This is a genomic window from Pseudomonas sp. MRSN 12121 (genome assembly GCF_000931465.1).
GTDB lineage: Bacteria > Pseudomonadota > Gammaproteobacteria > Pseudomonadales > Pseudomonadaceae > Aquipseudomonas.
In genome coordinates this window covers 1712230-1725502 of record NZ_CP010892.1, presented here as the reverse complement: position 1 = coordinate 1725502, position 13273 = coordinate 1712230, and the positions used below count along the sequence as shown (strand labels likewise).

Sequence of the window (13273 nt, the reverse complement as noted above, 5' to 3'; positions counted from 1 at the left end):
TGTCGCATGTCGCTACTCAAGCAACTGTTTCTCGCCATCTGCCTGTTCCTGCTGGTGGCCTTCAGCGGCAGTTTTTTCGTTAGCCTGGAAAGCTCCCGCGAGCAGATGCTCGGCCAGCTCCGCTCCCATGCCCAGGATGCGGCCACGGCCCTGGGCCTGTCCCTGACCAGCCAGATCGACGACCCGGCCATGATGGAATTGCTGGTGGCCTCGATCTTCGACAGCGGCTACTACACCAACATCCGGATCGTGAACCTCGAAGACGAAAGCGTTCTGCTGGAGCGCTCGAGCGCCACCACTATCGAGGACGTCCCCTCATGGTTCGTCAGCCTGGTCAACCTGCATCCGCAAGGTGGCGACGCGCTGGTGATGCGCGGCTGGGAACAGGTGGCGCGGGTCGAAGTGGTGAGCAATCCGCAGTTCGCCGTGGCCCGGCTCTGGGCCAGCAGCCTGGGCGGCCTGGTCTGGCTGCTGGCCTGCGGGTTGCTCAGCGCGGTGCTGGGCGGTTGGCTATTGCGCCGCCAGCTGCGGCCGCTGGACGCGATGGTCAAGCAGGCCGCAGCGATCAGCCAGCGCACCTTTCTCAGCCAGACGAACGTGCCGCGTACCCCCGAACTCAAGCGGGTGGTCCTGGCCATGAACCAGATGGTGGAAAAGCTCAAGGCGCTGTTCGCCGAAGAAGCCGCGCGCAGCGAGAAGCTGCGGGCCGAGTCCTACCAGGACAGCCTGACCGGGCTGGCCAACCGGCGTTTGCTGGACGAACAGCTGGGCGATCAGTTGTTGCACAGCGAGCAGAGCAGCGATGGTTTCCTGCTGATGCTGCGGGTCAATGACCTCGGCGGCCTGAACCAGCGTCTCGGCGGCCAGCGCACCGACGCGCTGATCAGCAGTATCGGCGATCTGCTCAAGCGCATCAGCGCCCAGGCCGAACGCCGCCATTGGCTGGCGGCGCGCAACCGCGGCGGCGAATTCAGCCTGCTGACGCCAGGCCTCGACCCGCACGGCGCCGAGCGCCTGGCCATGGAGATCAGCGCCACCCTGGAGAACCTGCGCCTGACCGGCGCCAGCGACTGCACGCCTGTGGCGCACCTGGGCATAGTCGCCTACCGGCCAGGGGAGCGCCTGGCCGAGATCTGGTTGCGCCTGGATCAGGCGCTGGCCCAGGCCCAGCACCACCCCGAACGTCCCTGGGCGCTGCTGCAGGCGTTCGCCGCCGGCCCCAGCCAGCCGCAGCACGACTGGCGCGCCTGGATCGACGATGCCCTGAACCACGGCAAATTGAAGCTGTATTTCCAGCCGGTGGTGCACTGCGCCGATACCAGCGAAGTGCTGCACCACAAGGTCCTGGCGCGGTTGCTGGACCCACAGGGCGAAGCCATTGCCGCCGGGCATTTCCTGCCGTGGATCGAACGCCTCGGCTGGTCGGCGCGCTTCGACCTGGCCATGCTCGAACACACCCTGGACTATCTGCTCGAACACCCCTGGCCCCTGGCCCTGAGCCTGTCCGGCAGCACCCTGCGCGACCCGGACGCCGTGCGGCATATCCTCGCCCAGCTCAAGGCCCTGCCCCAGATGGCCGCGCTGTTGACCCTGGAAATCGACGAACGCCAACTGCCCTCGGCCAGCGAGTTGCAGTTGTTGACCCAACGCCTGCGGGACAGCGGCTACCGCATCGGCCTGCAACACTTCGGCGGCCATTTCAGCCAGGTCGGCAACCTGGCGCACCTGGGCCTGGCCTACCTGAAGGTCGATGGCAGCTATATCCGCGACATCGATCGGCAAAGCGACAAGCAGCTGTTCATCGAAGCGGTCTTTCGCACCACCCACAGCATCGATTTGCCGCTGATCGCCGAGCAGGTGGAGACCCGAGGCGAGCTGGACACGCTCAAGGCCCTGGGCCTGTTCGGGGTCATGGGGCGGTTGATCGGCCCGCCGCAACCGATGTAGCCAGCCACCGCAAGGCGCCGGCCTCGAGCGAGGCCGGCGCCGTACCGTGCTTCAGACGGTGTCGACCTTCAACGAATGGTCGTTGAGCATGCCGTTGATGATGGTCGCGGTATCTGCGCCCGCCGCGATCACCCCGCCGGCCCCCGGTGTCACCCCGTAGTGGCTCGCCAGGTTGACCCCGGCCAGGTCGATGCTCTGGTTCGGGATGGCGCCCGCCATGGCACTGACATCGATGGTCGTGACCAGCGAGGCGCCAGAACCGGTGACCTTGAAGTGCAGGTAGTCGTCCAGCGAGGCCGCCGTGCCGTTCTCGCCCTGCAACAGCTGGGACAGGTCGAGCTTGTCGGTGCCCGGGGTAAAGTCGGTGACCACGTCGTGCCCGCTGTTGCCACCGAGCCACTGGAAGGTGTCCGCGCCCGGGCCACCGGTCAGGGTGTTGTTACCCGGGCCGCCGATCAGCACATCGTCTCCGCCGCCGCCATTGAGCACGTCGTTGCCCAGCCCGCCGCTGAGCAGGTTGTTGTTGCCGTCGCCGGTCAGGGTGTCGTTGAAGTTCGAGCCCACCAGGTTCTCGATGCCGGTCAGGGTATCGGTGCCTGCGCCAACGGTGTTCTGCGCCACCAGCAGACTCAGGTTGACGGTCACGCCGGCCGTGGCATGGGCGTAGCTGGCGGTGTCGTTGCCCGCCCCGCCATCGAGCAGGTCGTTGCCGGGGCCACCGAACAGCAGGTCATTGCCATTGCCGCCATGTAGGGTGTTGTTGCCGCTGCCGGCGGTCAGCACGTCATTGCCATCGCCACCATTGAGGATGTTGTCGCCCGTGCCGGCCATCAGGATGTCGTCGCCGGCGGTACCGGTGAGGGTGTGGCCATCCTGGTAGCTGATGCTGACGTTGGCGGTACTGCTGCCGCCGTGATCGTCGTTGGCGGTGTAGGTGCCGTGGTAGTCCGGGGTGAAATTGCTCGCACCGGAATAATTGATGGTCATGGTCAACTGGTAGTTTTCCGCCGCCGTGCTGCCACCGGGGGTATCGGCGACGTTCACCAGGTGGATCTGATAGCTGCCATCGGCCGCCGCAGTGAAGGTTCCGCCATCGGCAATCGGGGTGAAGGCCCCGCCGTTGAACGAATACTCCATGGTGATGTGGCCCGCCGCCAGGTTGTGGTCCAGGTTGAGGGTCTCGCCCTGTTTCAGGTTGACGGTGATGCGGTCTTCGTCGTTGGCATTGCCATTGCTGACCGCCCCCAGGAAACCGCTGACCACCAGCATCGCCGTCATGGCCGCGGTATTGGCCGTGAACGACGACCGCGCGAGGGTGATGGCCTGGTTGGCGGCGTTGTTATTGGTCCCCGCGAAGGCGATGGTCTGCTGGCTCGCCGCCGTGAAGTCCGCGCCCTTGGCTACCCAGCCGGTATTGAAGGAGGTCGGCGTGGCGTTCAGGGCGTTACCGTTGGCATCGGTGTCGTTGGCCAGCAGCAGCTCGCCGGGCACCACCACGGTGCTCGACAGCACGTTGGTGATGACATGGTCATCCATCGCCACGGGCGGCGAGTTCGGATTGACCTTGATCACCAGGGTCGAGCTGGCCAGGTCGCCGTCGTTGTCGCTGACCGTGAAACCGATGTTTTCGGTGATCACCACGGCCGTGGTTTTCTGCGAGGTGTAGCTGAAGTCGCCGGTATCGAGGTTGATCACCAGGGTGCCGCTGTTGTTGGTGGCGATGCTGACGCTGTTGTCCACGGTGTTGAAGGTGCCGTGGTTGGCCCCACCGCTGAAGGTCAGCCCGCCCTGGTTGCCATTGGCTTTGGGGTCGTAGGTGTAGGTGGTGCCGTCCACCACGATGGACTTGATGAAGCCGCCATCGGCGCCGAACGAGCCGCCCTCGCCCAGCAGGTTGCCGGTGACCGGCGCGCCCTGGACAGTGCCCGAAAGCACCGAGTCGAGCTGGTTCAGATCGGTCACCACCACCGCATTGGTGTCGGTATGGCTGATGCCGTCATACGCCACCGGGTCGAGGTTGGCATTGCTGACCCCACCGCCCAGGCCAATCGCGTAGTTGCGGATGTTGTTGGCATCGAGGAAGGACTTCAGCGCCGCCTCGTCCGCCGGGCCGATTTCCAGGCCGGTGTTGGGTTTACCGTCGGAGAAGAAGTAACCGACGTTCTGCGCGCCCGTCAGCTTGCCCGAGGTGACGAAGGCGCTTTGCATGGTCGCCACGGCCGCGTCGTAGTTGGTGCCGCCACCGGCGCTGAGCCCGGCGATGATGGTCTTGGCGGTGGCGATATCGACCCAGACCGGCGTCCTGTCCGTGGCCGAGCTGCTGAAGGTGACGATCTGCACCTTGATGTCGCCCAGGGCATCGTACTTGTCCAGCAAGGCACTGATGGCCTGTTTGGCGAGGTCCAGCCGCGACAGGCTGCCGACCCCGGACGGGTCGGCCATGCTGCCCGACACATCGATGACCAGCAGCAGGTTGGAGTCCACCTCCACCGCAGTGACCGAACGTTCGCTGGCCACGGCCTTGGGCATGTCGTCGACGATATTGACCTGGATGGTGCTGGTGGTGGTATTGCCCAGCGCGTCGGTGGCCCTGTAGGTGAAACTTTCACTGAGTACATTAGGGCCGTCGTTGGCATTGGGCAGGGTTTTCGGCGCCGAAGTCAGGGTGTATCGGTAGGTGCCGTCGGGGTTGAGCAGGATCTGTCCGTAAGTACCGGTGGCACTGCCGACCAGGGTATAGGTGATCGCCCCGCTGCCGCCGGTGACCGAACCGACCAGGGTGCCCGCGGCGGTTTCGCCGGTGTTGCCCGGATCGCTGCCGATCACCGTGCCGGGCGCCAGGTCCTGACCGTCCTGGGTCAGGTCGAGGGCCTTCTCGTAGACCGTGACATCCTGGTCGAGTACGGCCTTGAGGCCGCTGTCGGTGACATTGATGGTCAGGGTGGTGGTGCTTTCGTCGCCATCGCCATCGCGGATGGTGTAGGTGAACACATCGGTGGCCCCCGGCGGGCTGATGCTGTTCGGGTTGCTGTGGTACACGGCGTTGCCGGCCGCATCCAGGGTCAGGGTGCCGTAGGTGCCGCTGATCACCGCGCCCAGCCCGCCGATCGCCGGGGTCGCCGTATTGCCGCCGGCCCGCACGCCGACGACCGCACCGCCGGCCGTCGCGCCATCGGCGCCGATCACGTCGTTGCCCAGCACGCTGACGTTGATCGTCGCGCCCTCGACTCCCGAGGCCACGTCCGGCGCGGCGGTCGGCAGGTCGTCGACGATATTCACATCCAGTACCGCGGTGGCGCTGCTGCCATCGGTATCGGTGGCCACCACATTGAAATGCTCGGCGATGCTGTTGGCGCCCAGGGCGGTCGGATGGTTTTCATTGTCGAGCAGGGTGTAGCTGTAGCTGACCACGCCGGTGCTGGCGTTGTAACCGGTGATGGTCAGGGTGTTGCCCAGACTGGTCGTCGCCGATTGCGGGAAGCCTGCGGCTACACCGCCTGTTACTACATTGATACCGCCCACTGTCAGGGTTTGCAGGCCATCGAGGGCGGTGACGGTGAAGGTGCCGCTTTGGGTCAGCGCTCCTGCATTGGGGCTGCTGCCATCCGACAGGTTTTTCTCGTAGACCGTCAGTTCGCCGCCATTGACGTCCAGGCCGGTGAGGATCACGGGGTCGTCGTTGTTATGGATATTCAGCACCAGGTTGGCCGTGCTGGGGTCACCATCGGCGTCGGTGATGGTGTAGGCGAAGGTTTCAGTGCCGTTACCGTTGCCGTGCAGGGCCTTGAAGTCGGCATCCGCGGTGTTGAGGGTGTAGGTGTAGGAACCATCCGCCGCGAGAACCAGGGTGCCGTAGGTGCCCGTAAAGGTGCCGGCGGTTACCGGCCCCGTGGGCACGCGGTCGGCGCCTTGCACGTCGTTGGTCAGCACATTGCCGGTCAGGGTCAGCTGGCTTTCCGAAGCGGTGCCGTTGCTGTCGTTGACGGCGGTTGGCAGGTCGTCCACCACGTTCACATCCAGCGAAGCGTTGGCCGTACTGCCGTCGGTATCGGTCGCCACGACGCTGAAGTGCTCGCTGAGGCTGTTAGCGCCATTGGCGGTTGGGTGGGCTTCGTTATCCAACAGGGTGTAGCTGTAGCTGACGACACCTGTCGAAGCGTTATAGCCGGTAATGGTCAGGGTATTGCCCAAGCCAGTGGTCGCTGACTGTGGGAAGCCGGCGGCCACACCGCCTGTTACCACATTGATGCCACCCACTGTCAGGGTTTGCAGGCCGTCCAGGGCAGTGACGGTGAAGGTGCCGCTTTGGGTCAGTGCTCCTGCATTGGGGCTGGAGCCATCGCTGAGGTTTTTTTCGTAGACCGTCAGTTCGCCGCCATTGACGTCCAGGCCAGTGAGGATGACGGGGTCGTCGTTATTGTGGATGCTCAGCACCAGGTTGGCGGTGCTGGGATCACCGTCGGCATCGGTGATGGTGTAGGCGAAGGTTTCCGTGCCGTTGCCGTTGCCGTGCAGGGCCTTGAAGTCGGCGTCCGCGGTGTTGAGGGTGTAGGTGTAGGAACCATCCGCCGCCAAGACCAGGGTGCCGTAGGTTCCGGTAAAGGTGCCGGCGGTTACCGGGCCAGTGGGAACGCGGTCCGCACCTTGTACGTCGTTGGTCAGCACATTGCCGGTCAGGGTCAGCTGGCTTTCCGAAGCGGTGCCGTTGCTGTCGTTGACCGCAGTTGGCAGATCATCGATCACGTTCACATCCAGCGAAGCGTTGGCCGTACTGCCATCGGTGTCGGTCGCCACGACGCTGAAGTGTTCGCTGAGGCTATTGGCGCCATTCGCGGTTGGGTGGGCCTCATTGTCGAGCAAGGTGTAGCTGTAGCTGACCACGCCGGTGCTGGCGTTGTAACCGGTGATGGTCAAGGTGTTGCCCAGACTGGTAGTCGCCGATTGCGGGAAGCCCGCGGCCACGCCGCCCGTCACCACACTGATGCCGCCCACCGTCAGGGTTTGCAGGCCGTCCAAGGCGGTGACGGTGAAGGTGCCGCTTTGGGTCAACGCTGAGGCATTAGGGCTGGAGCCATCGCTGAGGTTTTTTTCGTAGACGGTGAGCTCTGCTCCCTCGACGTTGAGGCCTTGAATCACCACCGGATCGTCATTGTTATGGATATTCAGCACCAGGTTGGCAGTGCTGGGGTCACCATCGGCATCGGTGATGGTGTAGGCGAAGGTTTCCGTGCCGTTGCCATTGCCGTGCAGGGCCTTGAAGTCGGCGTCCGCGGTGTTGAGGGTGTAGGTGTAGGAACCATCCGCCGCCAGGACCAGGGTGCCGTAGGTTCCGGTAAAGGTGCCGGCGGTTACCGGGCCAGTGGGAACGCGGTCCGCACCTTGTATGTCGTTGGTCAGCACATTGCCGGTCAGGGTCAGTTGGCTTTCCGAAGCGGTGCCATTACTGTCATTGACGGCGGTGGGCAGATCATCGATCACGTTCACATCCAGCGAAGCGTTGGCCGTACTGCCATCGGTGTCGGTTGCTACGACGGTGAAGTGCTCGCTGAGGCTGTTGGCGCCATTGGCGGTTGGGTGGGCTTCGTTATCCAACAGGGTGTAGCTATAGCTGACCACGCCTGTGCTGGCGTTGTAACCGGTGATGGTCAGGGTGTTGCCCAGACTGGTAGTCGCCGATTGCGGAAAGCCTGCGGCTACACCGCCCGTTACCACATTGATGCCGCCCACCGTCAGGGTTTGCAGGCCGTCCAGGGCGGTGACGGTGAAGGTGCCGCTTTGGGTCAAGGCCGAGGCGTCAGGGCTGGAGCCATCGCTGAGATTTTTTTCATAGACAGTGAGCTCTGCCCCCTCGACGTTGAGGCCCTGAATCACCACCGGATCGTCGTTGTTATGGATACTCAGCACCAGGTTGGCGGTGCTGGGGTCTCCGTCCGCATCGGTGATGGTGTAGGCGAAGGTTTCCGTACCGTTACCGTTGCCGTGCAGGGCCTTGAAGTCGGCGTCCGAGGTATTGAGGGTGTAGGTGTAGGAGCCATCTGCCGCCAGGACCAGAGTGCCGTAGGTGCCCGTAAAGGTGCCGGCGGTTACCGGCCCCGTGGGCACGCGGTCCGCGCCTTGCACGTCGTTGGTCAGCACATTGCCGGTCAGGGTCAGCTGGCTTTCCGAAGCCGTACCATTGCTGTCGTTGACGGCGGTTGGCAGGTCATCGACCACGTTCACATCCAGCGAAGCGTTGGCTGTACTGCCATCGGTGTCGGTCGCTACGACGGTGAAGTGCTCACTGAGGCTGTTGGCGCCATTGGCAGTTGGGTGGGCTTCGTTATCCAACAGGGTGTAGCTGTAGCTAACGACACCTGTCGAAGCGTTATAGCCGGTGATGGTCAGGGTGTTGCCCAGGCCGGTGGTCGCTGACTGGGGGAAGCCTGCGGCTACCCCGCCCGTTACCACATTGATGCCGCCCACCGTCAGGGTTTGCAGGCCGTCCAGGGCGGTGACGGTGAAGGTGCCGCTTTGGGTCAGTGCTCCTGCATTGGGGCTGCTGCCATCCGACAGATTCTTCTCGTAGACAGTGAGTTCGCCGCCATTGACGTCCAGACCGGTGAGGATCACGGGGTCATCGTTGTTATGGATGCTCAGCACCAGGTTGGCGGTGCTGGGGTCACCGTCGGCATCGGTGATGGTGTAGGCGAAGGTTTCCGTGCCATTACCGTTACCATGCAGGGCCTTGAAGTCGGCGTCCGCGGTGTTGAGGGTGTAGGTGTAGGAGCCGTCCGCCGCGAGAACCAGGGTGCCGTAGGTTCCGGTAAAGGTGCCGGCCGTTACCGGCCCCGTGGGCACGCGGTCCGCGCCTTGTACATCGTTGGTCAGTACATTGCCGGTCAGGGTCAGTTGGCTTTCCGAAGCAGTGCCGTTGCTGTCGTTGACGGCGGTTGGCAGGTCGTCCACTACATTCACATCCAGCGAAGCGTTGGCCGTGCTGCCATCGACATCGGTCACCACCACAGAGAAGTGCTCGCTGAGGCTGTTGGCGCCATTGGCGGTTGGATGGGCCTCATTGTCGAGCAAGGTGTAGCTGTAGCTGACCACGCCCGTGCTGGCGTTGTAAGCAGTGATCGTCAGCGTATTGCCCAGCGAGGTGGTCACTGACTGCGGGAAGCCCGCGGCTACCCCGCCCGTTACTACATTGATGCCACCCACGGTCAGGGTCTGGACACCATCCAACGCAGTCACGGTGAAGGTGCCGCTCTGAGTCAGCGCGCCCGCGTCCGGGCTGCTGCCGTCCGACAGGTTCATCTCATAGACAGTGAGTTCGGCCCCTTCGACATTCAGGCCTCGAATCACCACCGGATCGTCATTGTTATGTACCTGCAGCACCAGATTGGCGGTGGTGGTATCACCGTCCGCATCGTTCAGGGTGTAGGTGAAGGTCTCGGTGCCGTTGCCGCCGCCCTTGAGCGCCAGGAATGCCGGATCGCCCGGATGCACGGTGTAGGTATAAGTACCGTCGGCGGCCAGCACCAGGGTGCCGTAGGTGCCACTGAAGGTGCCGGCAGTCACCGGCCCGGAGGATATGCGGTCGGCGCCCTGCACATCGTTGCTCAGCACGTTGCCGCTCAGGGTCAGTTGGCTCTCGGAGGCCACCCCGGCATTGCTGTCGTTGGCCGCCGTCGGCACGTCATCGACCACGGTGAAGTCCAGCGAACCGCTGGTGCTGCTGCCATCGACATCCGTGGCGAGCACCGTGAAGCTTTCACCCAGGGTGTTGTTGCCGTTGCCGGCCGGATGGGATTCATTGTCGGACAGGGTGTAGCTGTAGCTGACCACCCCAGTACCGGCGTCGTAGCCGGTAATGGTCAGGGTATTGCCCAGGCCGGTGGTGATCGATTGCGGGAAACCGGCGGCTGCACCGCCCGTCATCACATTGATGCCGCCTACCGTGAGGCTTTGCAGGCCGTCCAAAGCCGTCACGGTGAAGCTGCCGCTCTGGGTCAGCGCGCTCGCATCCGGGCTGCTGCCATCCGCCAGGTTCTTCTCGTAGACCGTGGCTTCTCCGCCCTCCAGGTTCAGGCCCTGAATCACCACTGGGTCGTCATTGTTGTGCACCTGCAGCACCAGGTTGGCGGTGCTGGTATCACCGTCCGCATCGGTCAGGGTGTAGGTGAAGGTCTCGGTGCCGTTGCCGCCGCCCTTGAGCGCCAGGAATGCCGGATCGCCCGGGTGCACGGTGTAGGTGTAAGTGCCGTCGGTGGCCAGCACCAGGGTGCCGTAGGTTCCCGCAAAGGTGCCGGCAGTCACCGGCCCGGTGGACACGCGGTCGGCGCCCTGCACATCGTTGCTCAGCACATTGCCGTTCAGGGTCAGTTGGCTTTCGGAGGCCGTGCCGGCGTTGCCGTCATTGAATGCCCGGGGCACGTCGTCAGTGATAGTGACGTCCAGCGAGTTGCTCGCCGAATCGCCATTGCTGTCGCTGGCCACCACGCTGAAATGCTCGCTCAGGCTGTTGTTGCCATCGGCGGCGGCATGCAGCTCGTTGCCGACCAGGGTGTAGCTGTAGCTGACGACACCTGTCGAAGCGTTATAGCCGGTAATGGTCAGGGTATTGCCCAGGCCGGTGGTGATCGATTGCGGGAAGCCGGCGGCCACCCCGCCGCTGACCACGGCAATGCCGCCGACGTTCAGGCTGGACAGGCCATCGGGGGCCGAGACACTGAAAGTGCCGCTCTGCACCAGCGCCGCCGGATTGCTCGCCGAGCCCAGAGGCAGGTTGGCTTCGTTGAGGGTCAGCTCACCGCCCTCCACCGACAGGCCGCTCAGGACCACCGGATTGTTCGGTGGAGGGGGCACGACAGCGGGTTCTTCAGTGGGCGGCACGGCGGCGATCCGCTCCGGCACGAACTCGGGAATGCCATTGAAGCCCGCGGTAGGAAAGCCAATGACCGGCTCGACCCGCCCCCCCACTTCTTCGAGCAAGACAAAACTATGCCCGCCGCCCAGGGCGCCCGCGGTACCGCCTGTGGCCGCCGGGCCGGCCGCCGTGGCTTCGCCGGTCTGCGTCGGGTCGGCGCCGGCGACTATGGCTTTCTGCAGTTGCTCGACATCGGTCAGTTGCGCCTCGCTGGGAGTCACCACTTCCGGCGCCTGCACATGGGGCGCCTGGTGCGCCAGCAATTGCGGGGTCAAGGCCAGGCTGCTGTCGCGACCCAGGGTCAGTTCCTGGCCATTCTGCAGATGCACGGCCACGGCGCCCTCGGCGCCGGTGACCAACTGGTCCCCGACAAACAGCCGATCGCCTTCTACCAGGGCGCGTCGGCTGCCATCCGCCGCGACCGCCACCACCTGCCCCATCACTTTACTGACGACACCGATTAACCTGGCCATGAGCACTCCCTCCGCTGCCGACAGCGATCGGCATCTGGTTGCACGGAAAAAGCGCCATGGCGTTATCGGGTCACCGACGAAAAAGGCCCGCCCCGGGGTTCGCTGCTGTCTATCCAGTCGAATCCACGTGCCGGCCCGCTCCCTCGTTCACTTCCACGGGTCTGCCGGGTCTGCCAAAGCCCGTGCAAACAAGGCTTCGGACCGCGCTCCCGCAAAACCCGCAAAAGTCGTGACACAGGGTTCAAACTGCTGCGAGTGACAAAAAAATGTCGCATCAAACTCCGTGTCGCACCCTCCCCATCACTCCTTTCCCGTTCTCTGTTGCAAAATTTATTGAACCTTTTCGAACCCCTTAAAAGCTCCCTAAAGCCTATAAATACGGGGTTTGTGAACTGAACAATGTGCTGGATTTCACAGAGTGCATAAGTTTTTTTCGGCATAAGGCTTATGAGAAATTCTTCTTAGCTTCCGCTCAGGATGTTCTTAGCTCTGTTGTTACAAGCCTGAAACGGTTTGACCTCAGAATTTCGTCATTTTTTTGGCGATCGCAAAGCAACATAATGGATCAGGGAGATGTACCTCATGCGCGTTTTCACCCCCCTCAGTAGCGCGGTTCTACTCGCCATGGCCTGGATGTCCCAGGCCCAAGCCATGTCTCTGACGGAGGCTATTCAAAGCACGCTGGACAACCACCCGGAACTGCGCGCGAGCCAGAACAACCGTCTGTCGGCTGATGAGGACATCAAGGTCGCCAAGGGAGGCTTCTACCCAACGGTGGACCTGAATGCCGCCTATGGCCGTGGCTACAGCGACAACACCACCACCCGCGCCCTGGGCAACCATCACACCGAGACCCTGACCTATACCCAGTCGGAGTTGCGCCTGCGGCAGATGCTCTTCGATGGCTTCAATACCGCCAACGAAGTCGGGCGTACCCAGTCGGTCTCCAACTCGCGCGCCTACTACACCCGCGGCACTGCCGAGAGCCTGGCCCTGCGCACCATCGAGGTGTACCTGGAAGTGCTCAAGCGCCGCGAGCTGGTGACCCTGGCGAAGAACAACCTGCAGGCGCACCTGCGGGTCAACGACCAGATCGGCCTGCGCAGCGAGCGCGGCGTCGGCAGCACCGCCGACCTCGACCAGTCCAAGGCCCGTCGTGCCCTGGCGGAAAACAACTACGACACGGCGCAGGTCGACCTGGCCGACGCCGAGGCCAACTTCTTCAGCGCCGTGGGCCGCCTGCCCGACGAGCTGGAAAGCCTGCCGTCGGTCCGTGGCGAGATTCCCGCCAGCCTGCCGGACGCGCGGCAGAGCATGCTGGAGAACAACCCCTACCTGAAATCGGCCCAGGCCGACGTACAAGCGGCCGAGAGCCAGTACGAAGTCGCCAAGTCGCCGTTCTACCCACGCTTCGATGCCGAGGCCGCGGTGGGCGCCAACGACAACGTGCAGGGCGACAAGGGGCACGACAACGAATGGCGGGTCGGCGTGGTGATGAACTACAACCTGTTCCGCGGCGGCAGCGACAAGGCCCGCCTGCAGTCGGACGCGCACAAGATCAACCAGGCCATGGACATCCGCAACAACGCGCTGCGCATGCTCAACGAGAACATCACGCTGGCCTGGAACGCCATGGTCAACGCCAAGAAACAGACCCCCACCGCTCGCGAATACGCCGAGACCACCACCCGCGTGCGGGCCGCCTACCAGGACCAGTTCGGTCTCGGCCAGCGCACCCTGCTCGACCTGCTGGACAGCGAAAACGAGCTGTACAACGCCAACCGCCGTTACACCGAAGTGCGCTACACCGAGGAGTTCTCGATGTACCGCGTGCTGGCGAACATGGGCGAGCTGCTGAACAAGGAAAAAGTCGTGGTGCCCGCCGAGGCGATCGCCCAGACCGAAGTGAAAAGCGAAGCCCGCCTGCCGGATATGCGTTAAGTCCGCG

General features: G+C 63.7%; 3 protein-coding genes. 2 read left to right on the top strand and 1 reads right to left on the bottom strand.

Annotated features, from left to right (window positions below):
• The first annotated feature begins 6 nt into the window (after positions 1–6).
• Positions 7–1947, top strand: a complete 1941-nt coding sequence (gene lapD, locus TO66_RS07800; RefSeq protein WP_044461796.1) for a cyclic di-GMP receptor LapD — start codon at positions 7–9, stop codon at positions 1945–1947.
• A gap of 51 nt (positions 1948–1998) precedes the next feature.
• Here the strand turns inward: lapD and TO66_RS07795 are convergent, their stop codons facing one another.
• Positions 1999–11325: a retention module-containing protein gene (locus tag TO66_RS07795; RefSeq protein WP_044461795.1), complete on the bottom strand. Its 9327-nt coding sequence runs from the start codon at positions 11323–11325 to the stop codon at positions 1999–2001.
• Positions 11326–11907: 582 nt separating this feature from the next.
• On the opposite strand from TO66_RS07795, the gene TO66_RS07790 reads away from it, so the two are divergent.
• Positions 11908–13266, top strand: coding sequence for a TolC family outer membrane protein (locus TO66_RS07790; RefSeq protein WP_044465967.1), 1359 nt, complete (start codon positions 11908–11910; stop codon positions 13264–13266).
• The last annotated feature ends 7 nt before the right edge of the window (positions 13267–13273 follow it).

Coding starts and splice junctions, on each gene's coding strand:
- TO66_RS07795 (WP_044461795.1), bottom strand. CDS start 11,325: ATGGCCAGGTTAATCGGTGTCGTCAGTAAAGTGATGGGGCAGGTGGTG.
- TO66_RS07790 (WP_044465967.1), top strand. CDS start 11,908: ATGCGCGTTTTCACCCCCCTCAGTAGCGCGGTTCTACTCGCCATGGCC.
- lapD (WP_044461796.1), top strand. CDS start 7: ATGTCGCTACTCAAGCAACTGTTTCTCGCCATCTGCCTGTTCCTGCTG.